The 24167-nt window shown below is 56.8% G+C and carries 20 protein-coding genes and 1 riboswitch; of the genes, 8 read left to right on the top strand and 12 right to left on the bottom strand.

Going from position 1 to position 24167, the window contains the following annotated elements; all coding sequences use genetic code 11:
• Window positions 1-38: 38 nt before the first annotated feature.
• On the bottom strand, window positions 39-1304 hold the full coding sequence (locus NUW46_RS03840; RefSeq protein WP_418141402.1) for a malic enzyme-like NAD(P)-binding protein: 1266 nt from the start codon (window positions 1302-1304) through the stop codon (window positions 39-41).
• Between the two features lie 229 nt (window positions 1305-1533).
• Entirely contained in the window at window positions 1534-1755 is a 222-nt protein-coding gene (gene rpmE, locus NUW46_RS03835; protein WP_064230272.1) for a 50S ribosomal protein L31, read from the bottom strand.
• 264 nt (window positions 1756-2019) lie between these two features.
• Here rpmE and NUW46_RS03830 point away from each other — a divergent pair, with 264 nt between their 5' ends.
• The 6 genes from NUW46_RS03830 (at window position 2020) to hslU (ending at window position 10527) form a co-directional block, all read left to right on the top strand.
• On the top strand, window positions 2020-4194 hold the full coding sequence (locus NUW46_RS03830; protein WP_418141401.1) for a primosomal protein N': 2175 nt from the start codon (window positions 2020-2022) through the stop codon (window positions 4192-4194).
• 128 nt (window positions 4195-4322) lie between these two features.
• Entirely contained in the window at window positions 4323-6098 is a 1776-nt protein-coding gene (locus NUW46_RS03825) for an Ig-like domain-containing protein (RefSeq protein WP_418141400.1), read from the top strand.
• Window positions 6099-6234: 136 nt separating this feature from the next.
• Entirely contained in the window at window positions 6235-7920 is a 1686-nt protein-coding gene (gene argS, locus NUW46_RS03820; protein ID WP_418141399.1) for an arginine--tRNA ligase, read from the top strand.
• A 5-nt stretch (window positions 7921-7925) separates the two neighbouring features.
• Window positions 7926-8564 carry an SPOR domain-containing protein gene (locus NUW46_RS03815; protein WP_418141398.1) on the top strand — a complete coding sequence of 213 codons (639 nt, stop codon included), beginning with the start codon at window positions 7926-7928 and terminating at the stop codon, window positions 8562-8564.
• A gap of 91 nt (window positions 8565-8655) precedes the next feature.
• Window positions 8656-9186 (top strand): ATP-dependent protease subunit HslV, encoded by a 531-nt coding sequence (hslV, locus tag NUW46_RS03810; protein WP_048497819.1) that lies wholly within the window; start codon window positions 8656-8658, stop codon window positions 9184-9186.
• 12 nt (window positions 9187-9198) lie between these two features.
• A complete protein-coding gene (gene hslU / locus NUW46_RS03805) occupies window positions 9199-10527 on the top strand; it encodes an HslU--HslV peptidase ATPase subunit (RefSeq protein WP_418141397.1) in 1329 nt (442 codons plus the stop codon).
• Between the two features lie 56 nt (window positions 10528-10583).
• Here hslU and NUW46_RS03800 read toward each other — a convergent pair whose 3' ends face one another.
• The 3 genes from NUW46_RS03800 to NUW46_RS03790 all read right to left on the bottom strand — a co-directional run bounded on the left by NUW46_RS03800 (window position 10584) and on the right by NUW46_RS03790 (window position 14799).
• Window positions 10584-11825 carry a patatin-like phospholipase family protein gene (locus tag NUW46_RS03800; protein ID WP_069185141.1) on the bottom strand — a complete coding sequence of 414 codons (1242 nt, stop codon included), beginning with the start codon at window positions 11823-11825 and terminating at the stop codon, window positions 10584-10586.
• A 121-nt stretch (window positions 11826-11946) separates the two neighbouring features.
• Entirely contained in the window at window positions 11947-14253 is a 2307-nt protein-coding gene (gene ptsP / locus NUW46_RS03795; RefSeq protein WP_153634776.1) for a phosphoenolpyruvate--protein phosphotransferase, read from the bottom strand.
• Window positions 14254-14268: 15 nt separating this feature from the next.
• A complete protein-coding gene (locus NUW46_RS03790) occupies window positions 14269-14799 on the bottom strand; it encodes an RNA pyrophosphohydrolase (protein WP_069185139.1) in 531 nt (176 codons plus the stop codon).
• Between the two features lie 172 nt (window positions 14800-14971).
• On the opposite strand from NUW46_RS03790, the gene NUW46_RS03785 reads away from it, so the two are divergent.
• On the top strand, window positions 14972-15628 hold the full coding sequence (locus NUW46_RS03785; RefSeq protein WP_418141396.1) for an HAD family hydrolase: 657 nt from the start codon (window positions 14972-14974) through the stop codon (window positions 15626-15628).
• Between the two features lie 54 nt (window positions 15629-15682).
• Here the strand turns inward: NUW46_RS03785 and NUW46_RS03780 are convergent, their stop codons facing one another.
• The 7 genes from NUW46_RS03780 to thiC form a co-directional block, all read right to left on the bottom strand.
• Entirely contained in the window at window positions 15683-16879 is a 1197-nt protein-coding gene (locus tag NUW46_RS03780) for a class I SAM-dependent rRNA methyltransferase (protein WP_418141395.1), read from the bottom strand.
• A gap of 31 nt (window positions 16880-16910) precedes the next feature.
• Window positions 16911-17303, bottom strand: a complete 393-nt coding sequence (gene gcvH, locus NUW46_RS03775) for a glycine cleavage system protein GcvH (RefSeq protein WP_418141394.1) — start codon at window positions 17301-17303, stop codon at window positions 16911-16913.
• A gap of 46 nt (window positions 17304-17349) precedes the next feature.
• Window positions 17350-18240 (bottom strand): LysR family transcriptional regulator, encoded by an 891-nt coding sequence (locus NUW46_RS03770; protein WP_305967131.1) that lies wholly within the window; start codon window positions 18238-18240, stop codon window positions 17350-17352.
• A gap of 85 nt (window positions 18241-18325) precedes the next feature.
• Window positions 18326-19132 carry a 3',5'-cyclic-AMP phosphodiesterase gene (gene cpdA, locus NUW46_RS03765; RefSeq protein WP_069185134.1) on the bottom strand — a complete coding sequence of 269 codons (807 nt, stop codon included), beginning with the start codon at window positions 19130-19132 and terminating at the stop codon, window positions 18326-18328.
• Window positions 19133-19332: 200 nt separating this feature from the next.
• Window positions 19333-19818 (bottom strand): DUF1249 domain-containing protein, encoded by a 486-nt coding sequence (locus tag NUW46_RS03760; RefSeq protein WP_069185133.1) that lies wholly within the window; start codon window positions 19816-19818, stop codon window positions 19333-19335.
• Window positions 19818-20435 (bottom strand): NUDIX domain-containing protein, encoded by a 618-nt coding sequence (locus tag NUW46_RS03755; RefSeq protein ID WP_418141393.1) that lies wholly within the window; start codon window positions 20433-20435, stop codon window positions 19818-19820. The genes NUW46_RS03760 and NUW46_RS03755 overlap by 1 nt, the downstream gene beginning before the upstream one ends.
• A 61-nt stretch (window positions 20436-20496) precedes the next feature.
• Entirely contained in the window at window positions 20497-22374 is a 1878-nt protein-coding gene (gene thiC, locus NUW46_RS03750) for a phosphomethylpyrimidine synthase ThiC (protein WP_418141392.1), read from the bottom strand.
• A gap of 87 nt (window positions 22375-22461) precedes the next feature.
• Window positions 22462-22584, bottom strand: a riboswitch (TPP riboswitch).
• Window positions 22585-22770: 186 nt separating this feature from the next.
• On the opposite strand from thiC, the gene NUW46_RS03745 reads away from it, so the two are divergent.
• Window positions 22771-24129 carry a TolC family outer membrane protein gene (locus tag NUW46_RS03745; protein WP_418141391.1) on the top strand — a complete coding sequence of 453 codons (1359 nt, stop codon included), beginning with the start codon at window positions 22771-22773 and terminating at the stop codon, window positions 24127-24129.
• The last annotated feature ends 38 nt before the right edge of the window (window positions 24130-24167 follow it).

Genomic DNA, 24167 nt, shown 5'->3' with positions numbered 1-24167 from the left:
GGATCACCGCCGGTTTTTCTATTATCCATAGGAACAGATCAGATAATGTCGTCCATGGATTTGAGCGGGTAGTGCGCAGGGTATGCATTGCGGGCAACCCCGGAATCTACAGCAGCGCGAGCAACGGCTGCGGGCACCACTTCAAGCAAGCGTACATCCATCGGCTTGGGAATGATGTACTCTTTTCCGAACTCAAAGCTATCCACGCCATAGGCCTCACAGATTTCCCGAGGCACCGGCTCTTTTGCCAGCTCACGAATCGCATTGACAGCCGCCACCTTCATCTCCTCATTGATGGCAGTTGCACGAACGTCCAACGCGCCACGGAAAATGAACGGGAAGCCCAATACGTTGTTAACCTGGTTCGGATAATCGGACCGGCCTGTAGCCATGATCAGATCATCGCGGGTTGCCAGGGCAACTTCCGGACTGATTTCCGGATCAGGGTTGGAGCAGGCAAACACGATAGGCTTCGGAGCCATTTTCTTGAGCTGGTCGGCAGTCAGCAGATCCGGGCCAGACAGGCCAAGAAATACATCAGCACCATCAATAGCGTCATCCAGAGTACGCCTGTCAGTATCGTTGGCAAACATCGCCTTGTACTGATTGAGATCATCACGACCAGAGTGGATCACACCCTTGCGGTCGAGCATGAAGATGTTCTCAGAGCGAATACCGCAGCTGATCAGCAGCTTCATGCAGGCAATGGCGGCGGCACCGGCACCCAGGCACACCACCTTCGCCTCTTCAATTTTTTTACCCTGCAGCTCCAGGGCATTGATCATGCCGGCTGCAGTTACGATAGCAGTACCATGTTGATCATCGTGGAAGATCGGCACGTTGCACTTCTCGATGAGCGCGCGCTCGACCTCGAAACACTCAGGCGCCTTGATGTCTTCCAGATTGATGCCACCAAAGGTGTCTGCAATCCGCTCAACTGTTTCAATAAACGCCTGCGGGCTTTCGGAATTGACCTCGATATCGAAAACATCAATTCCGGCAAAGCGCTTGAACAGTACGCCCTTGCCTTCCATAACCGGCTTGCTTGCCAGCGGACCCAGGTTACCCAGACCAAGAATCGCAGAACCGTCGGAGATCACAGCCACCAGGTTGCCCTTGGCGGTGTACTTGTATGCGTTCTCCGGGTCCTTTGCGATCTCGCGGACCGGTTCGGCAACCCCGGGGCTATACGCCAGGGAAAGGTCGCGGGAAGTCTTGGTTGGCTTGGTGATTTCAACACTCAGCTTACCAGGCCGCGGCTTGGCGTGATATTCAAGGGCTGCTTCTTTCAGATCTTGAGACATTGCCACTGTTCCGTTTGTCACGTTTAAAGGTAATGAACCGCCGGAGCAAGGAAACCTCCCCAGCCAGCGGAGCGCGCCATTATGGCCCGCCAGACCCGAAACGACAAGTGGCCCATGAACATTTTGTGAACAGTCAATAGTGCTAATTGCGTATGTATACAATAAATACAGTATGATCATCGGGCACAAAAAAAGCGCCCGAAGGCGCTTTCTCTTACATCCAGTGCGATCAGTCTTTCTTGCCGCCGATGCGGCCACCGAAACGCTTCTGGAAACGGTCGATACGACCACCGGTATCCATAACTTTCTGCTTGCCAGTATAGAACGGGTGGCACTGGGAACATACGTCCAGCTGCAGATCATGGGTGTAGGTAGAGCGAGTCTTGAACGTGTTACCGCAGGAACAGGTGGCGGTAATCTCTTCGTACTTGGGGTGGATACCTTCTTTCATGGTGAACCTCGTTAGGTCATGCCGCTACCTGATCGCGGGGCATCTTGATTACCCAGGCGCCAGGCACCGCACGTTTGAATCAATTGAGAAGACGGGGCACAATCATGCCCAGCCGGAAACAGACCGCGAATCTTACTTGCAATTAGTGTCGCAGGCAAGCACCACCCTGACTTCCGGACCCGCCCATTCCGGATTTCGCGGCTGAGCGCCGACTGAAACAGGATAAGGAAAAACCGTGACACCTCTCATCCAGTGGAGCACTCAGTGCCATTGATTGCACGCATCGCCCTGAATCGACCTCTGCGTCGACTCTTTGATTACATTATTCCAGAAGACCTTGAGTTGACGCCGGGCCAGAGAGTGCGAATCCCCTTTGGCCGACAGCAGGCAACGGGCCTGGTTGTAGAGGTGGGGGTTGAACCGCCCCCTGGCATAAAGCTCAAGCCGCTGTCCTCGGCAATCGAGGAGTGGCCGGCATTACCGCAAGAAACGTTCAAACTTCTCAGCTGGGCGAGCGACTATTATCAGCACCCCTTGGGCGAATGCCTGTTCACCGCCCTGCCCCCCGCCCTCAGGCGGGGGCGAATCGCCGAAGAGAAAACGGAGCAGTGGTGGCATACACGTGACCATACTGCGACCTTGCCTGCAAAAGCCCATAAACAGAAGGCGCTTTTCGATTGGCTACGCCAACACCCGAGGGGTGCCCCGACAAAGGATATCCTGCAGGCCGGTTTCGCCCGGACGCAACTCAATGCACTACGCGAGAAGCAGCTGATTGAGCCGATTTTGCCGCCCCGGCCGAATTCACTTGAACAAGATTCTGAGCTTGATGCTCGAAGACCCGAACTGTCCGCGGCCCAGGCTTTAGCCGCAGAAGAGCTGACTGTTCCCGATGAAGGGTTTGGCGTCTCACTCTTATACGGCATCACCGGCAGCGGAAAAACCGAGATCTACCTGCACTATTTAAAGGAACACCTCAACGCCCGGGACCAGGCCCTGGTACTGGTTCCGGAGATCAACCTTACCCCGCAAACGGTTGCTCGATTCCAACACTACTTCGGCAGCCGAATTGTCGTATGGCACTCGGCCCTCAACGACGGTGAGCGCCTGACAACCTGGCTGAAAGTCCGCAACGGTGAGCCGGTTATCCTGGTAGGCACCCGATCGGCGGTTTTGCTGCCCTTCACTAATCTGCGCACAATCATTGTCGATGAGGAGCATGACAGTTCGTACAAACAGGGTGAAGGTTTCCGTTATTCCGGTCGCGACCTGGCAGTCTATCGAGCCCACCAGAACAACTGCCCCATCATCCTCGGATCGGCGACTCCGTCACTGGAATCCGTGCATAACGCGGAGCAGGCCAAATATCATCTGGTGAGGCTTGAGGAACGGGCCGGCAATGCAGCTCCACCCGACATCAGTCTGCTGGACGTTCGAAGCCGCCCCCTGGAGGGCGGCCTGTCCCGGCCCGCCCTGACCGCCATAGAGCAGACCCTTACAAAAGGCGAGCAGGCGCTGGTCTTTGTCAATCGACGGGGATTTGCCCCGGTGATGATGTGCTTCGACTGCGGCCACATGGTCGAGTGCCCCCGGTGCGATACCCGCCTGACCTACCACCGCCGGGACCGGGCCATGCGCTGCCACCACTGCGACTACCAAACGGCTGCCACAGAACACTGCCCGAAATGCCACAGCGATGCCTTCAAACCTGTCGGCCAGGGCACAGAAAGGACCGAAGACATACTCGCCAGCGCTTTCCCGGACACTCCTGTGGTACGGGTGGATCGCGACAGCACTCAGCGCAAAGGCAGCATTCAGGGCATTCTGAAACAGGTGAACAGCGGTAAACCCTGCGTGCTCGTCGGTACCCAGATGCTGGCCAAAGGACACGACTTCCCGAACGTCACACTCGTGGTAGTAATCAACGCCGACGGCGGACTTTTCAGCGTGGATTTTCGCGCACCCGAACAGCTTATTCAGACCCTTTTGCAAGTCAGCGGCCGCGCCGGCCGCGGCACAAAGCCCGGCAAAGTCCTGGTACAAACCTGCCACAGCGACCACCCCTTACTGAGGACGCTTTGCGAAGGCCGGTATCTCGATATCGCCGACCAACTCCTGAAAGAGCGGGAAGAAGGTCAGTTTCCGCCGTTCCGGGCTATGGCTATCTTCAGGGCAGAAGCCGATACCATGGAGAAGAGCCTTCAGGTACTGGACACAATAAAGCCCCTCACCAACGCTGCAGGCATCGAAACCTGGGGACCGCTGCCCGCCATGATTGCCCGGCGTGCCGACAAGCACCGGGCCCAGCTTGTCCTCAACGCCCGAAACAGGAAAAAACTGAATCAATTGTTAACCGGAATCTGCCAGGAGCTGGACCAGAGAAAGCTACCTGCCGGCACAAAATGGATGATTGATGTTGATCCTCAGGAAACCGGCTAATTTGCGACGTAACCCTCCATCATTTCACAGTTTTTTACACAAATCCGGGCTCTGTTAATTTGCATTCGCATACCCTGTGCTAAGATCCGATTCATCTATTAAAAAATTTTTAATTGCAGAAGTCATATATGCGGTTCTCGTGCGGGAAACCCGCTTTATGGATAGCTTTTTACAACCAAATGGAAAAATGGAGATTGGAAATGTCAGGGAAATTCCTTGCGCGCGCGTCAGCAATTTCGCTAACGCTTCTTCTCGCAGCCTGTGGTGGCGATGACAACTCAGCGCCCTTAGCAGGTAGTGGCGGGGGTGGAGGCGGCACATCACCTTCAACTGGCGGCGACTCCTCTGGTGATACAGAGCAGCAGGTAACTTTGGAGCTCGGCACAGGGAGCGGCTCCTCGTTTCAGTCTGGACAAATGAACGTATCAACAACTTCACTTTCTGCAGGCGGCTCGACTCGCCTGGAGTTCAATGTGGTCAACGCGAGTGCTGGCAATAGCATTTTCAATGCCACTGAGACCTCAGTTAGCATTACCTCCTTGTGTCAAAGCGCGAATTTTGACAGTTCTGTCACAACATCCTCAGGGTCCTTTACCACGACTTATGAGGCTGGTTGCGCCGGCGATGACACAATCACGGCCAGATTACCAAACGGATCAACAGCGATTGCCAACATCACTGTTGCAGCGCCAGAAGTGGGCGAACTGGAATTTACCAGCGCCACCCCTGATTCGATTGCACTGAGTGGGAGCTCCAACAGCACTCGCCCCAGCGTTTCAGAGGTGGCCTTCAGATTGACAGATAAAAATGGCAACCCTATCACTTCTGGAGAAGAAATAACTTTCTCACTTTCAACAAGTGTAGGAGGCATCTCACTCTCTCAAAACTCTACACAAACGGATGAGCAGGGAGAGGCAACAACTCGAGTTAACGCAGGAACAGTCGCAAGCGTTGTAAGCGTTACCGCCACCTATACTCCTGACTCCGGCACGCCTATTCAGACAACATCAGCGCCAATTTCGATTAGCGCGACCATTCCTGATCAAGACAGCTTCTCTGTTTCGGTTGAAGAGAACTTTCTTCCAAACGCAAGAAATTACGACGGGGTAACCGTTCCTATTTCTATAAGGGCAGCAGATAGGAACAACAACAGAATAAGTGACGCCGTTGTAAACTTTGTGACCAATGCAGGTTCTGTCCAGAGCGAGTGCACTCTCCAAGACGGTGCCTGCGCCGTCCAATGGATTAGCCAAGACCCCAGACCTGAAGACGGAATTATTCTGGTCCTTGCTCGCACTGTAGGGGAAGAGAGCTTTAGAGACCTCAACAGCGATGGAAAGTATACCCAGGCTGATGACGAGTTTGATGTGCAGAATGATGACAAAGGAGAGGCCTTTCTCGACCGTAATCGAAATAACTCACGCGATGCGAACGAAGAGTATTTTGATTACAACGATAACGGCCAGTACGACGCGGCAAATTCCATCTATAACGGAACAGCCTGCGACGACACCAATGTTAATTGCACAACCTCACTCTTGGAGATCACTCAAACAGCTGAAATTTTTATGGCGAGCGACAACATTTTAATAAGCTCCACAACCCCGGTGGCTCCAGGTGAAGTGTGCTTTGAAATAGCCGGAGTCTTCTCTGACAGCTCGGGTAACATAGTACAAGGGCCACCACCTGGAGGCACGCAAGTCAGCTTCTCATCAACTAACGGTACAATCGTAGCCCCAACTTCTTTCACCACAACAACCTCGTACAGGGAAAGCCCCGTTGAACAATGTGTCGTGGTAGAGGCTGATGACACACCGTCTACCGGGACACTCACCGTCGAGGTGACTCCTCCAACACCATTTACCGGAAACGCCTTTATATTCCGGGCAACTCTTACCGACTAAAGTTGATGGCCGCCCTGAATTCTTACAGGGCGGCCATAAGTTTGAGAAGACTATCCCTTTCCGCGATAATACCGCCTCAATCGCAGGGCCTCCTGCCCCGAACCCAATTCTCCTGTAAACCGAGTCATCTGACAGCATGAAAGAGACCGTTTCCGATCTGCTCCAGTCTGCACTGGCAGCACTCCAAGCCGATGGCACCCTGCCTCCGGATCAGTCCTTCACTCCACAGGTGGGCAATACCAAGGACAAGTCCCATGGCGACTATGCCTGCAATATTGCCCTGGTTGCCTCGAAAGCTGCCGGTTGCCCGCCTCGAAAGCTGGCGGAGGCGCTTGTCGGAAAACTGCCGCAGAGCAAAGCGGTAGAGAAAGTGGAAATTGCCGGGCCCGGTTTCATCAACTTCTTTATGAGCACTGCCAGTGCTTTTGAAGTGGTCAACACCATACTGGATGAGGGCGAACGCTTCGGCCGCAACAATCAGGGCCAGGGCGAAAAAGTTCAGGTGGAGTTTGTTTCGGCCAACCCCACAGGCCCCCTTCATGTTGGTCACGGCCGTGGCGCGGCGATCGGTGACTGCCTGTGCCGGCTGCTGGAAGCCAACGGGTACGATGTCACCCGGGAGTTCTATTACAACGACGCCGGCGCCCAGATTGATAACCTGGCGCTCTCCGTCCAGGCTCGTGTGAAAGGTCTGACGCCGGACGACGAGAGCTGGCCGGCCGATGGCTACCGGGGCGATTACATCGTCGATGTGGCCAAGGCCTACCTTGCGGGCGACACCGTTACCGCGGACGACCGGGAAGTGACCGCCAAGGCGGACCCGGAAGACCGCGACGCCATCCGCGAATTCGCTGTCGCCTACCTGCGCCGGGAGCAGGACCTGGATCTGAAAGCCTTTGGCGTTCAGTTCGACGTCTATTTCCTGGAATCCTCCCTGTATGAGGACGGCAAGGTTGAAGCCACGGTCAAGCGGCTGCAGGAAAATGGCTACACCTATGAGCAGGATGGCGCCATGTGGCTGAAAACCACCGAGTTCGGCGACGACAAGGACCGGGTCATGCGCAAGAAGGATGGCGGCTACACCTATTTCCTGCCGGATGTTGCCTATCACCTGGACAAGTGGCAACGGGGGTTTACCACCGTTATCAACGAACAGGGTGCCGATCACCACTCTACCGTTACCCGCGTTCGCGCCGGCTTGCAGGCGCTGAATGCCGGCATTCCGGAAGGCTGGCCGGACTACGTACTGCACCAAATGGTCATGGTGACCCGCTCAGGCCAGGAGGTAAAAATCTCCAAACGTGCCGGCAGTTACGTGACGGTCCGGGACCTGATTGATGAAGTTGGCCGCGATGCAACCCGGTTCTTCCTGGCCGCGCGTCGGGTGGATTCCCAGTTGACCTTCGATATCGATCTGGCTCGCTCCCAGACCAATGAGAACCCGGTTTATTACGTGCAGTATGCCCACGCGCGCATTTGCAGCGTGCTTCGAAAACTGGCTGAGGAGGGCGTGGAGCGTGACCGCAACGAATGCATCGGTGACCTTTCACTGTTAACCCTTGATGAGGAAAAGGACCTGGCCAACCAGTTGGCCAAGTATCCGGAACTCATTGCCAACTCCGCCGCGCAGCGTGAGCCGCACCACCTGACGCACTACCTGCGGGATCTGGCAGGCCAGTTCCACACGTATTACAACGCCCATAAGGTATTGATTGAAGATACCGCCGTTCGTGATGCCAGGGTCAGCCTCTACCTTGCCATCCGGCAGGTTATCGCCAACGGTCTGGACCTGCTGGGCGTCAGCGCACCGGAAGAGATGTAAAACGAATGTCCCGAGATTACGCCCGCAAGGACAGACCTTCCAAGGCCTCAGCCACTTCGCGCAAAAAGCCTGCGAGACAGGCAAAGCCGAAGGCCGCCCGGCCAAAGCCTGCGGCCAGTGCCCGCTCCCAGCACGGCAGCCTGTCACTCAAGTGGATACTGTCCCTCGCAGCCGTGGGCGGCTTTATCGGGTTTATCGTCTACCTGAACTCTTTGCCAACGAGCCCGCATTCCCAGCAGCCGGCAGTCACCGAAAAGCCGGCCCAGAAACCGGCGAAGACACCCGCAGAGACCGCGAAAGCAGAGGATAAACCCGGGTTCCGCTTCTACGAAATGCTGCCGGAATCCGAGGTTGTGCCGCCCAAAGTCGAAGAATACACGCCAGGGCCAACGCAAACGGATTTCAATTACCTGCTTCAGTCCGGCTCCTTCCGCAGCAAGGAGGACGCCGAGCGTCAGCGGGCCCAGATTGCCTTCCAAGGCTTGAGAGCAAGTACCCAAAGGATCGACCTGGACAACGGCTCCGTCTGGTATCGCGTCAATGTTGGCCCCTTCACCTCCCGAAGCCAGATGAACTCCGCTATCGACAAACTGGTCTCCCTGAATATCCAGCCACTGGTCCGGAAGATCCCCAAGGAAGGCTGATCTTTCCGGGCCGCGCAAGAACACCTTGAATTCGCCACGCAAGCCACCATAACAACGGGATACCAATTTCAATCAGGCAATTGGAGCCCAAATGACTACCATTCTTTCCGTCAGGCGCGATGACGAAGTTGCCATGGGTGGCGACGGCCAGGTTTCCCTGGGCAACACCGTAATGAAAGGCAATGCCCGGAAGGTACGCCGTCTATACAACGGCAAGGTGATCGCCGGTTTTGCGGGCGGCACCGCCGATGCGTTTACCCTTTTTGAGCGCTTTGAAGCCCAGCTTGAGAAGCATCAGGGCAACCTGACCCGAGCCGCTGTGGAGTTGGCGAAAGACTGGCGAACAGACCGGGCGTTGCGAAGGCTCGAGGCCCTGCTGGCCGTTGCGGACAAAACCGCCTCACTGATCATCACTGGCAACGGCGATGTGATCGAGCCGGAGCAGGGACTGATTGCCATCGGTTCGGGCGGTCCCTTTGCCCAGGCCTCAGCCCGGGCCCTGCTGGAAAACACCGACCTGTCAGCACACGAGATTGTTGAAAAAGGTCTGGATATCGCCGCCGACATCTGTATCTACACCAACCACAATCGCACCCTTGAAGTGCTCTCCAAAAACGACTGATCCGGAGCGACCATGTCTGCAATGACTCCCCGTGAGATTGTCCACGAGCTCAACAAACACATCGTGGGCCAGGAAGAAGCCAAGCGGGCGGTGGCCATCGCCCTGAGAAATCGCTGGCGCCGGATGCAGCTCGACAGCAGCCTGCGCGATGAGATCACACCCAAGAACATTCTGATGATCGGTCCCACGGGTGTGGGCAAGACCGAGATCGCCCGGCGCCTCGCAAAATTGGCCGATGCCCCGTTTCTGAAAGTGGAGGCTACCAAATTCACCGAAGTCGGCTACGTCGGCCGTGACGTGGAATCCATTATCCGAGATCTGGCGGATATGGCTGTCAAAATGCTGCGCGAAGCAGAGATGAAACGCCACGAGGAGCGGGCACTGGATGCCGCGGAAGAGCGTATTCTGGACGCATTGATTCCGCCGCCCCGGGATTTCGGTGAGGACAGCCAGCGCAGCTCTGATTCCTCCACTCGCCAGCTGTTCCGTAAGAAACTCCGCGAGGGCGAGCTGGATGACAAGGAAATCGAGATCGACCTGCGCAACTCCAGCGCCGGGGTGGAAATCATGGCACCTCCAGGCATGGAGGAGATGACTAATCAGCTGCAGAGCATGTTCTCAAACCTGTCCTCCGACAAGCGCAAGACCCGGAAGATGAAGGTTGCGGACGCGCTGAAGCGGGCCAAAGAAGAAGAGGCTGCCAAGCTGGTCAACGAAGAAGAAATCAAACAGAAAGCGATCCAGGCGGTGGAACAGAATGGCATCGTGTTCGTGGATGAGATCGACAAGGTGGCCAAACGGTCCGAAAACACCTCGTCAGATGTCTCCCGCGAGGGCGTTCAGCGCGATCTGCTGCCGCTGATCGAAGGCAGCACCGTGAGCACGAAATATGGGTCTGTGCGCACCGATCATATTCTGTTTATCGCTTCCGGCGCGTTCCACCTGTCCAAGCCCTCGGATCTCATTCCGGAGCTGCAGGGCCGCCTGCCGATCCGCGTTGAGCTTCAGGCGCTGACACCCGAGGATTTCAAACGCATCCTGACAGAACCGGATGCCTCCCTGGTACAGCAATACGAAGCACTGATGCTGACCGAAGGTGTAAAACTGACGTTCCGGGAGGATGCCATCGCCCGTATTGCCGAGGTAGCCTGGAAAGTCAACGAAAGCACAGAGAACATCGGTGCCCGTCGGCTGCACACCGTCCTTGAGCGGTTGCTGGAAACCCTGTCCTTCGATGCCGGGGACAAGGTGACCGACGGCTTCGAGGTAACCGCTGACTACGTGGACGAAAAGCTTGGAGAGTTGTCCGAAGACGAGGATCTGAGCCGGTATATCCTGTAAGTGTGAATATGGGGTCAGATGAAACGATCATCTGCCCCCTATCCAGCCCCTCAATATTACTGCGCCTTCGAAAAGAGGTGCGACACGTTGTCCAGACCGGCTGCCAGCCGGCCCTTCTCCGATTTTTTCTTTCTGCCTTTGGCCACATACAGTGGCAGCATTTCGCCGTACAGACTGGTACTGATGGTCCTCTGCTCGTCTTCAAGGCGATCCCGGCGAAGCTTGATGCCATATTTCGCCAGCTTGGGCTCCAACTGGTCTGCGCGACTCAAAAGATCCCGCCGTGTCATCTGATAAGCGTGCTCACACACCATTCTGCGGGACTGGAAGCTGAATACGTTGGAGAAGAACAGCTTGGCGTCGTCTCGGGTGGGCTCAAACAGCAGAATATCCTTATCGGGATAGTCCCGGGCATACTGGGCAATGCCGGACTGCATCCTTGAGTACACCATGGTCCTGAAGGTCTGAGACAGAAGGTTTGGCATACCTGAGCGGGTCAGTTCGCCCGGCTTCATGGAACCGGCCCGGACCGCCGCACTGGCATCGATCGGCACCTGGGGATTCACGGCGAAAACCAGGTCGGCACCGTCTTCAAAAGCCACGGAGGCGTGCAAACCCTTGCGCAGTGTTCCGTCCACATAATACCGCCCATCGATTTCCACTGGCACATACAACCCCGGCGAAGCAGTGCTGGCCTGAATAGCTTTGGAAATAGGCACATGATCAAAACCGGGAGCGCCAAAGCAGACCGCTTCGGTACTCTCAACATCGGCAGCCACGATGTAGAGGCTGCGCTTGAGCTGACGGAAATCATTGGTGCGCCCAAGCATGGTGAAGGCCCGCTTGAGATACTCATGCAGGCCTTCGTTATCAAACAACCCGGCCGGCGCTGCCTGGGCCAGGATGGTCATGGCTTCCAGCAGACTCTGATCGTAGGGGTTGTTGACGAAGCGACTCACTGCGGTCGAAACCAACCCGGGAATTGCCAGCAATCGACTGCCAATTTCCCGGAAAGCCGGGCGATAGAATACTTCCGGATGGAACGGGTGTACTTCCGCCTCGTTGCGCACGAAAATCCGGCAAAGTTGCGCCGTGGTCATCTGGTTGGCGAGATTCGCCGCCACAAAAGAGCCGCCGTTAACGCCGACATAGACATCGATGTTGTTGAAATCGAGACCATCGAGCGCCTCATCCAGCGCCCGGAGCGCTCCGATTTCATAAATGCCGCCCAGAGGACCACCGCCACCAAGGGCAAGCCCTATGCGGGGAGCGGGTTTATGATCAGCTGGCGAGCTCATAGACTTCCCTTTTCCGGATAAAGAATGCGGGCCCGTTATGTGGACCGCCGGATACATCAGTACTCAAGATAACAACGGTATTTAGAGTACACACCCTATATTGCTGAAACCTGCCCCTGTATCAGGAGACGGCGGCCTCCGACACCGCCATGGCCGTCGACTTCCCCGGTCGCAGATAGCGGCCGAAACCGGCATTCCTCAACGCCAGATCAACGCAGCTCTTGATAACGTGAGGCGAATCCAGCAATAGCACATCTTCCAGCAACTGGATGGCCCACTCCCGACTGACACTGCGAATCACCGATTTGACCTTGGGCAAACTGGCCGCGTTCATGGACAGGGAATCGTAGCCCATGGCCATCAACAGCAGCGCGCCACCAGGATCACCGGCCAACTCGCCACAGATACCAACTGGTTTACCGACCGAATGCGCATCCTGGGCAATACGGACCAACGCCTGAAGTACCGCCGGGTGATACGAGTGATAGAGCTGAGCTACCCGCGGATTGTTGCGATCCACCGCGAGCAAATATTGGGTCAGGTCGTTGGAGCCAACCGAGAGGAAGTCCACCCGGTCCGCCAGCTCCCGAATCTGGTAAACGGCAGCTGGGATCTCAACCATCACACCCACTTTGGGCATATGAATGTCGTAGCCTTCTTCGCGAACCTCGTGGTACACCCGATATATAAGGTGCAGGGACTCCTCCACTTCCGAGATATTCGAGATCATCGGCAGCATGATCTGTAGATTGTTCAGCCCCTCGCTGGCCTTGAGCATGGCCCGGACCTGCACCAGGAAGATTTCCGGATGGTCCAGGGTAACCCGTATCCCGCGCCAGCCGAGGAACGGGTTCTCCTCCTGGATGGGGAAATAAGTCAGCGCCTTGTCGCCGCCAATATCCAGCGTGCGCATGGTTACCGGGCTGGGAGCGAAGGCCTCGAGCTGCTCACGGTAATACTCCCGCTGCTCCTGCTCGGAGGGAAACCGATCCTTGATCATGAAAGGCACTTCAGTCCGATACAGACCGATACCCTCAGCGCCGTGGGAAAGTGAGCGGACAACGTCGGTCATCAGCCCGGTGTTCACCAGAAGTGAAACCCGATGGTGATCGGTCGTTTCACAGGGCTTGTCCTTGAGTACCTCAAGCCCCCGGATCAGCTCGTCTTCTTCATCGCAGATCGCCTGGTAATAAGAGCGGAGATCAGCAGACGGTGAGGCAAATATCTGGCCCTCAAAGCCGTCGACAACCAGTTCCTTGCCGTCGAGCTGGTTTACCGGAATGTCCACCAGCCCCATTACCGTGGGAACACCCATGGCCCTGGCAAGGATGGCCACGTGGGAGTTACTGGACCCCTTGACCGACACCAGACCGACGAGTTGCCCTTTCGGAACCTCGCCAAGCATGGCAGGCGTCAGCTCCTCGCTGACCAGCACTGTGCGCTCAGGATAATTCAGGTGTTTCTGTTCACCTTCTTGCAGGTGAGACAGAAGGCGACGGCCGAGATCCCGGATATCAACAGCGCGTTCCTGGAGGTAATGATCATCCATCATTTCGAAGTGACGGATATATTGCTGAACCACCTGCTTCAGGGCACCCTGGGCCCAGATACCTTCCCGGATCTTGTTTGCCACCTCACCGGGCATCGCATCGTCACCCAGCATTCTCAGGTAGACATCGAACAGGGCCTGCTCTTCGGGACGTAGCTGTGAAGCCAGACGCTTTGCCACCCGCTCAATATCCCCCCTGACCGCTTTGACCGAAGCTTCAAAGAGCGCCAGTTCCTGATCAATATCGTCGGTGGGCTTTTCCGGCACCACATCAAGGTCCGCGGATGGATAAACTACAACACCACTGCCAATGGCTACCCCCGGTGCACCCGGAACGCCATTGAAGCTGACATCATGAGCCTCCTCACCGGTCAGGGAGAGACCGCTGATGGCACCGGTGGCTTCACTGTGGGCGATAACTCCTGCCAGCTGCGCGGAAACGGTTACCAGGAAGGCCTCTTCACCCTCATCAAAACACCGGGAACTCTCCCGCTGCTGAACAACGAGAACGCCCAGTACCCGGCGATGGTGAATGATCGGAACACCGAGGAAAGAACGAAACCGCTCCTCCCCGGTCTCCGGGAAATAGCGATAGCGTGGATGAGACGGAGCGTCTTCCAGATTGATGGGCTCCTCACGGGAGCCAACCAGGCCAACAAGACCCTCGGAATAGGCCAGGCTCACCTGGCCAACCGCCTTGCGGTACAGGCCCTCGGTGGCCATCAGAATGTAGCGGTTGGTGGCTGGATCCAACAGGTAAACGGAACAGACCTCGGTGCCCATGGCCTTCTGCACCCGCGATACAATGATATCCAGCGCCTCCTGCAGATCGCGGGCGCTGTTTACCTCTTGTACTAGACTTCGCAGAATGCTCAGCATGGCGGTGTCAGTCCGTCATTTCTGGTGTTCCTGTAAACGCTGGTTTTGCTCTGCTTTGTGCCACTGCTCCATGTTATAGAACAGCCGCGGGGCAAGCTCTCTCAGCGCGCGTCGATACACTTCTCGCTTGAATGAAACCACCTGGCCCAATGGATACCAGTAACTCACCCATTGCCAGCCATCAAACTCCGGTGAATCCGTACCGTCCACGCAAACCTGCGCGTCCGGCGATAACATCCTCAGCAGGAACCATTTCTGTTTTTGGCCCACACAGACGGGGTGGGAGTTTTGGCGTACCATCCTCCTCGGGAGTCGATACCTCAGCCAGCCTCGGGTGCAACTGATGATTTCCACATCGTTTGCACACAGGCCGATTTCCTCTCCAAGCTCCCGGTACAGTGCGTCCTCGGGGGATTCATCATGTTTGATGCCGCCCTGGGGAAACTGCCAGGAGTCCTGCCCTATTCGCCTTGCCCAGAGAACTTCTCCTCTGTGATTGGCCAGAATGATTCCGACGTTGGGTCTGAAACCGTCTGAATCGATCACGGCACAGTCCTCTCAAAAGTCGGTGGACCGGTCAAAAATTCACCGGTCGGAATTGTCCAAGTTGCTCTCATTCTTACAGAATCCCAAGGGTTCGGCAAACGGAGCCGTTGGGGACAGGTCATGATAGACTTGGCCCTTTACTGCAAGCCCTGTGATCACCGGAGGTAACCGCTTGACGCTCGCAATTTTTGATCTGGACAACACCCTTCTGGCCGGCGACAGCGACCACGCCTGGGGCGAATTTCTGGTAGAGGAAGGCATTGTTGATGCCGAGGAATACCGCCGGGCCAACGACCGGTTTTATCAGGAATACCTGAACGGCGAGCTGGACATCCTGCACTACCTCGGGTTTGCCCTTCAGCCGTTGGCCAGCCACAGCATGGAAGAGCTACTGGCGTGGCGGGAAGCCTTTATGGAGAAAAAAGTGCGCCCCATGATGCAGGCCACTGCAGATACGCTGCTGGACAGCCACCGGGAGCAGGGTCACACCCTGATGATCATTACCGCCACCAACCGTTTTGTGACTGAACCCATTGCCGAGGCCCTCGGCATCGAACATCTGATCGCCACCGAGCCCGAGCTTGTCAACGGCCGTTATACAGGCGAAGTGGCCGGCACCCCGAGCTTTCAGGATGGCAAGGTCACGCGACTGGATGACTGGCTGAATGCCCATAACAGGACACTTGAGGGGGCCTGGTTCTACAGCGACTCCCACAATGACTTGCCGCTGCTGAAAAAAGTGGACAACCCGGTAGCCGTCGACCCGGACCCTACTCTCGAGCAATTCGCCCGGGACAACGGCTGGAAGGTTATGTCATTGCGGGGTTAAAACGTGAACATGGGGTCAGATGAAAGCTTGCATCTGACCCCGACTTCAACTGCCTCAGAAAAATCCGGTCAGTGAGCGGACAAAGCAGGATTTGATGTAATCGGTCTCGGGAATACCCGGAATAACCGGATGATCCGGCGCCTGATGCCCCTGCTCCAGCAACTGGACGAAGCGGTCGATCTTCCGGCCGCTACCCCGGATGATATCGATCAGTTTTTCCTGTGACAGGTGCATCGAGCAGGAGGCACTGACCAGAATTCCATCGCGCTCCAGCAAACGCAGCCCGAGCTGGTTCAGGCGGGCATAAGCCTCTTCCCCGGCCTTCTGGTCCCTGCGCCGGGGGATCAGTGCCGGCGGATCAAGAACCACCACATCAAACTTTTCCTTCTCATCGGCCAGCGCCTTCAGCGCCTCGAAAGCATCGCCCTCAATGGTTTCCACATTGCCCAGGCCATTGAGCTTGGCGTTGTGGTGCACCGAATCAATGGCACCGGCGGAGCTATCCACACAGGTCACCTGGGCGGCTCCAGCACAGGCTGCCTGGATGCCCCAGCCCCCGACATAACTGAACACATCGAGAACCCGCTTACCCGGCGCGTAGGCCTGCAGACGGGCGCGATTCATCCGGTGGTCATAGAACCAACCCGTTTTCTGGCCACCTTCCAAAGGTACCTCGAACCTGACACCGTTCTCCTCCACTTCCAGAAGACTGACTTCAGCACCATGGGCCTGCTCCACGTAGGTATCCAGCCCCTCGACCTTGCGCATCTTGCCGTCGTTTTTGAGGATGATCGCCTCCGGATGCGCCAGGCGCTGAATAGCCCGAACAACTGCCTCCTTCATCGCCTCCATACCAGCCGTGGAGATCTGAACTACCACCGTGGAATCAAAACGGTCGACCACCAGCCCTGAAAGACCATCACTGTCGCCAAACACCCAGCGATAGTATGGCTTGTCGAAAAGCCGCTCCCGCAGCTCAAGCGCAGCTTCCATCCGCTGGGTTAACCGCTGCGGCGTCATACCATGGCCCGGGTCCCGACTGATCAGCCGGCCACAAATCAGCGCATGGGGATTCACGAACACCGTCCCCAAAGGCTTGTCATTGGAGGCCCGAAGCTCCGCCTGGACACCAGCCTCGAAATCCGTCAGCGGGCTGCGACGGGTGTCCACTTCATTACTGTATACCCAGAGATGCCCAGCACGGAGACGGCGCTCCGCGCCTTTTCGAAGATACAGAACCGGAAAATTCATAGAGATGACCTGGGAAAGAATTAACGAGGGATTATTCCTCGGCAGCCACATGCTCCGCGTAAGCGGCGGAGTCCATCAGACCATCCAGCTCGCCCGCATCCGCCAGCTTCACCTTGTACAACCACCCGTCGCCATAAGGATCCTCATTGACCTTCTCCGGCTCATCTTCCAGGCTCTCATTCACTTCGATCACCTCTCCGGTCACCGGGCTGAACACGTCCGAAGCCGACTTCACAGACTCCGCTACGCCAGCTTCCTCTCCACCGTTAACGGTGACGCCCAGATCCGGAACACCGATATAGACCACATCACCCAGTTGCTCCTGGGCAAAATCGGTAATGCCAACCGTCGCCGTGCCGTCATCAGACACGCGAACCCATTGATGAGTCTCAATGTATTTCAGGTCTGCGGGTATCTCACTCATAATCTGGTTTCCTGAACGAATTTTTTGCGCAGTTTAACTGAAGACGTTAACTCCAGCGAACCTCACGTGCCAGCTTCATGAACGAATTCAGGTAATCCACCTCCCTATCACGCTCCCGAAGCCCAAGGAAAATCTGCTTGGGAATTCCAGCCTCGCCCAGTTGTACCGCTCGAACCGGGATCCGGGCACCGTAATCTTCAACCAGCCACCGCGGAAGCGCCGCTACACCGCGGCCTGCGGCGACCATCTGCAGCATGATGTCGGTGGTCTCAATGGTTTTATGCCGCGCCGGACTGGCATGCGCCGGCAACAGGAACCGGGTGTAGATATCCAGACGCTCGATCTCAACCGGGTAGGTAATCAGGGTTTCTTTCTCCAGATCCTCAGGTTCCGCCCATGCCTTGCCCGCCAGAGCATGGTCTTCAGCCACTACCAGCACCTGCTCATAGTCGAACACGGGTTCGAAGACCAGACCCGGACGGTGCAGGGGGTCCGGAGTTACCAGCATATCGATGTCGTGACCAAACAGTGCTCCAATGCCACCGAACTGGAATTTCTGTTTGACGTCCACATCCACGCCCGGCCAGCTCTCAAGATAGGGCCCGACCACTTTCAGCAGCCATTGGTAGCAGGGGTGGCATTCCATCCCGATACGCAGCGTACCCCTTTGTCCCTTGGCAAACTGACCAATCAGCATCTCCGCATGTTCCATCTGCGGCAACAGCCTATTGGCGAGTGACAGCAAGTATTCTCCCGACTGGGTCAGTCGTAACTGCCGCCCTTCCCGCACCCAGATATCGGTACCCAGCTGCTGCTCCAGCTTACGAATGGAATGGCTGAGTGCAGACTGGGTAAGATGCAGGCTCTCCGCCGCCGCAGTCAGCGAACCCTGCTGATTGACCGCCCTGAGAATCTCCAGGTGGCTCCGCTCGATCATAAATACTCCATATATGGCCAACAGGAAGAGGCTTTCCTGCCTTGAGGGGCACGGTCGCTGCCGCCTGGGGATTGGCTGAAGACACTCAGTAGCCGGTACTGTTCTGATCCAGTTCGAACTGGAAATCCTTTGCCCGGCGAACTTCCGAAGAGAAGTTCCCGGATTCGTGGAATTCGAACCAACGGTACCCGGGGGGAAGATCCTCGACCGAGAACTTGCTGGAACCGGAGGTAAACTGGATACAGGTAGACGGCGTGGCCATCAGCCGCACGCCGTTGCGTTCGCGCTCATGTTCCTGGTGAATATGTCCCCAAAGCACGATCCGAACCTGAGGAAAGCGATCAACCACCTGCCAAAAGGCATCCCGGTTGGTAAGCCCTATTTTTTCCATCCAGTCAGAACCGATATCTACCGGGTGGTGATGCAAGGCAACGACTGCCGGAAGATCCGGATGCTGTTCCAGAGTTTCGGCCAGGAAGTCCAGCTCTGAGTCGGCCAGGGCCCCGAAAACCTTGCCGGGCACTGAGGAATCCAGCATGACAAACTGCCACCCTCCCCGTATCACATGCCGGTCGCAGGCATCATATTTTCCGGCGACTTTAGCCAGGTTGTCCGCGTGATCATGATTACCGGCGATCCAGACTGACGGACAGGAAAACACCTTCAGGCTCTCGCCAAATACGCGGTACGCCTCCACGGACCCATCCTGGGCAAGATCCCCGGTAGCCAGAATCAGATCCGGCTGGCCGTGTACCTTCAGCACTTCCGCGATAACCGCCTGCAGGCTTTCACGGGTTCTGACGCCCAACAGATCTCCATCGGCACGCGCCATAAGGTGTGGATCAGTCAGCTGCAGCACCCGCAGTGGGCGGGCTTCTTCCTTCGTGGTCATGGCTTTCTGGATCTACTCACTGGCAATGCGTGGGATTCACCCAAGTGTACGACGCCGGTTGGCGGATTTATCACATTGGAATCGAACCGGAGTCACATTCTGGCCAGACTTTGGCGAAATATTGCATTTTTTGACAACTATGGCACATCGGCGCGCCATAGCCACACCACTTTAGTACGGGATAAGGCACTTAGACCGTCTCAGTCGACGCCTTCACCGGCGGACCAGGCCGCGTGTTCCATGGGCAGGTGTCCAAACCGAAGACAGTAATCCAGCCAATCGGCCAGGAAACCGTTGACCTGCACCTTCTCGTCGGGATGGTGCATGAAGCGGTTGGGGTAGTCATTGACGGGGGCAATCTGGCGATCACGGTAACAGCTGATCACTTCGGCCATGTTGGCATCGTGGTAGACCCGCACGGTCATTTGAGGATTATTGAGCCAGCGCCCGGAATTGTGAACCTGCTCAAGCAACAGAGTTTCCGTAAATCTTGCAGTCTGGAGCACCTGAATCCGGACTCGTCCCAGATAGTGGTTTTCCCGATGCAGCTCGAACTCGCAGACAGGCTTACCGTCTACCTCCAGCTGCCGCAATTTCTGGAGCCGCTGATAGTTCCCGTCACACAGGGCGCCAAGCTGCCTCAGATCCGGAACGTACCGCTTGGGCTTCATGGTCCATTCACCCATTACTGCCACCCTTTCCTCAAACGGGCCCGATTCAGTTCGAGCCACTGGAGAGCAATAATGGCGGCCGCGTTGTTGATACGGCCATCGTGGATCATCGCTATAGCTTCGTCCGAAGATACCACATGGGCGCGTATGTCCTCGTGCTCATGCTCCATACCATAGAGCCCGCCAGCGTCTTCTGTGCTCACTCGGCCACAGTACAGGTGAATCATCTCGGTGCTGCCGCCCGGGGACACCAGGTAATCGCAGATCTTTTCCAGAGGTTCAAAGGTAAGCCCGGCCTCTTCCTGACCTTCCCTCTGTGCCACCTCTTCCGGACTCTCACCATCTTCGTTCATCCCGGCTACGAGCTCCAGCAGCCATGGCGACTGGTCGCGGCCCAGGGCACCCAGGCGAAACTGTTCCAGCAGAACCACTTCATCACGCTCCGGATCGTAGGGAAGCACGCAGGTGGCATCGCCACGAATAAACAGCTCGCGCGTAAATACAGGCATGTCGCGGCCATCGAAACGCGGATGGGTCAACCAGAGCTTATCCATGCGGAAGAAGCCCTGGAAGACGGTTTCACGTTTCTCGACGTTGACGTCGTTGGTGGTGAACTGGAACGGTTTGGCCATTTTTCGTCCGGTCGTTGAATCGACTTGGAACGATAGCCTTTAGTTGGGTATTACTTCAAGTTCAAACCTTATCGTACAGCTTGCTCCCGGACTCCACGAACTCGCGGGATTTCTCCTGCATACCGGCATCCACCGCGGACACTTCATCCAGTCCATGTTCCTTCGCGTAATCCCGAACCTCCTGGGAAATCTGCATGGAGCAGAACTTCGGACCACACATGGAACAGAAATGCGCCACCTTCGCGGATTCCTTCGGCAAGGTTTCGTCGTGGTAGGCGCGGGCGGTGTCCGGATCCAGCCCCAGATTGAACTGGTCTTCCCAGCGGAACTCGAAGCGGGCCTTGGACAGGGCATTGTCGCGAATCTGGGCGCCTGGATGCCCTTTGGCGAGGTCGGCTGCGTGGGCGGCGATCTTGTAGGTAATGATGCCGGTTTTCACGTCGTCCTTGTTCGGCAGGCCCAGGTGCTCCTTGGGTGTGACATAGCAGAGCATGGCACAGCCGTACCAACCGATCATGGCAGCGCCGATGCCGGAGGTGATGTGGTCGTATCCGGGGGCGATGTCAGTGATCAGCGGCCCCAGGGTGTAGAAAGGCGCTTCGTCGCAGCATTCGAGCTGCTTGTCCATGTTCTCCTTCACCAGATGCATCGGCACGTGCCCCGGCCCTTCAATCATGCACTGCACATCGTGTTTCCAGGCGATTTTGGTGAGTTCACCCAGGGTTTCCAGTTCGCCGAACTGGGCCGCATCGTTAGCATCGGCAATGGAGCCGGGCCGCAGACCGTCGCCAAGGCTGAATGACACATCGTAGGCCTTCATAATTTCGCAGATGTCTTCGAAGTGCTCGTAGAGGAAGCTTTCCCTGTGGTGAGCCAGGCACCACTTGGCCATGATAGAGCCGCCCCGGGAGACGATGCCAGTCGTGCGTTTTGCAGTCATGGGCACATGGTGAAGGCGGACGCCCGCGTGGATGGTGAAGTAATCCACCCCCTGCTCCGCTTGTTCAATCAGCGTATCCCGGAAGATTTCCCAGGTCAGGTCTTCGGCCACGCCGCCAACTTTTTCCAGAGCCTGGTAAATCGGCACGGTGCCGATGGGCACCGGGGAGTTGCGGATGATCCATTCCCGGGTTTCGTGGATATTCTTGCCGGTGGACAGATCCATGATGGTGTCGGCGCCCCAGCGGATGCCCCAGGTCAGCTTCTCCACTTCCTCTTTGATGGAAGAACTGACGGCCGAGTTACCGATATTACCGTTGATCTTCACCAGGAAATTGCGACCGATGATCATCGGTTCGATTTCCGGGTGGTTGATATTGGCGGGGATAATCGCGCGTCCTCGGGCGACTTCGTCACGGACAAACTCTGGAGTGATTTCCGGGGGCAGATTGGCGCCGAAGGACTGACCGGGATGCTGGTCTTTCAGCAACCCCTGTTCCCGGGCTTCCTGCAGTTTCATGTTCTCCCGGATGGCGATGTACTCCATCTCCGGGGTAATAATGCCTTGACGGGCATAATGCATCTGGGAAACGTTCTGCCCGGGTTTGGCACGCAGCGGTTTACGCTCATCCATGAACCGCAGCGGATCGAGCTGCGGATCTTTCATCCGACGGCGGGTGAATTCCGAAGAATAGCCGGGCAGCTGCTCCACGTCACCGCGCTCGGCAATCCACTCGGCCCTCAGAGGCTCGAGGCCCTTGCGCAGGTCAATGGTGGCTTCCGGATCGGTGTAGGGGCCCGAGGTGTCGTACACCACTACCGGTGGATTCTTTTCCCCGCCCATTTCAGTGGGCGTGTCCTGCACGGTAATTTCCCGCATGGGCACCCGTAGATCGGGTCGGCTACCCTGTACGTAGATTTTGCGTGAGCTTGGAAGGGGTTTGATCGCGGCGGAATCCACCTGGGCGGAATCGCTGAGGTAATCAGGCAAGTCGGTCATCATTCGCTCCCGGAACAATTTTTGGATTTCGGGTCGCGTATGACGGAGCCGTGGACACTCTTCCTCACCAGAGGAATTATGGTCGGTCAGCACTGTGGTCTTAAATCCCTACGCCGGTATTATCCGGATCAGGTCGCGGGTTCTGCGATGCAATCTCAGCCGGTTGCTTCCAATTCTTCGGAAAGCAGACCAGCACCCCGTCAAGACGCGAATCTGTAAAGCATGACACCCATAATGGGTGCCATTTGCAAGTGTAGAGCTGCGGGCATTTATTGTCCATAATGGCCAACCAGACCCGTCGGCCCATGAAACAAACGGGGCGAAGCAGCGTGTCTACCAGCCCGACACGCGCCCCGGATACCGGGCAAAGATGCGTAACCGTATTCAGGAGACAGAATGAAAAAGCGATTGCTTTCCGGACTAATTGGCCTCATGGCGGCCCAGCCCGCTCTTTCCATGGATCTGGTCGAGACCTATGAGAAAGCACTTTCCTACGACTCCGGTATTGCCGCTGCCAGGGCAAGCTTTGAAGCGCAGCAGGCAGCAAGCGATGTCAGCCAAAGCGCATTGCTACCCCAGATCGGCGCCTTCGGTGAGGGCAACTACATCGATGTGGATGGTCCCAACCAGGATAACAGCTACCGGGAACTGAACTACGGTGTACAACTTACCCAGCCGCTTTTCCGGGCCGACGCCTGGTTCCGCTACGACGCCAGCAAGTTCCAGACGGAATCGGCGCGGGCCGAATACAATCTCGCCCAACAACAGTTGATCCTGGATGTTGCTACTGCGTACTTCAATGTGCTGAGGGCCCGGGATACCGTCACCACGGCCCGGGCAACTGAAGCTGCCATCCAGCGCCAGTACGAGCAAGCGCAGGAACGCTTTGATGTCGGCCTGATTGCAATTACAGAGGTCTATGAGGCGCGCGCCAGCTACGACGACAGCAAAAGCCAGCGCATCGCAGCCGAAAACCAGCTGAATGTTGCCCGGGAACAACTGGCCCGGCTGACTGGCGAGTACGCTGAAGAGCTGGACAATCTGCGCCAGAACTTCCCCTTGGGACGCCCGGACCCCATGGATCCGTCAGCCTGGGAAGCGACTGCCTTGGAGCAGAACTGGTCCATCCAGTCCGCGCTGTACGAACTCAATGCTAGTGAAGCCGGCCTCCGGGAAGCCAAGGCCGGGCATTATCCCACTGTGGATTTGAATGCCTCCTATGGGGACACCAACATCGACGGTGGCTCACCAACCCAATTCGAAGGCACGCAAGCGACCATCGGGCTGACCCTGAACGTTCCTCTGTACAGTGGCGGCGGCACACAGGCAGGCGTTCGCCAGCAACGTTCACTGGTGACTGTGGCCGAGCAGTCACTGAACACGGTTCGTCGCGATGTCCGAGTGAACACCCGAAGCCTTTTTCTGACAGTCAACAACAACGTTGAAACCGCGTCGGCACTTGAGCAGACCATCGTTTCACGGCGCAGCGCCCTGGATGCCACCCGCGCAGGCTATGAGGTAGGAACACGGAACATCGTGGAAGTACTCGACGCCGAACGGGCCTATTACGTTGCCCTGCGAGACTATGCGAACGCCCGCTACGACTATGTGATCAACTCGCTTCAGTTGAAGCAGGCTGCAGGAACCCTTAGCCCTCAAGACCTGATTGAGCTGAACAACTGGCTGAGCGCGGCCGCACCTGGGATCGAAGCCCTGGCAAATGAGGAAGAAACCCTGAACGACCCGACCCAGTGACACTAAGGGCGGGCCCTCCGGCCCGCCAGCTTCCTATC

This window comes from Marinobacter sp. MA (assembly GCF_048298425.1).
Lineage (GTDB): Bacteria > Pseudomonadota > Gammaproteobacteria > Pseudomonadales > Oleiphilaceae > Marinobacter > Marinobacter salsuginis.
This window is presented reverse-complemented; position numbering and strand designations above follow the sequence as displayed.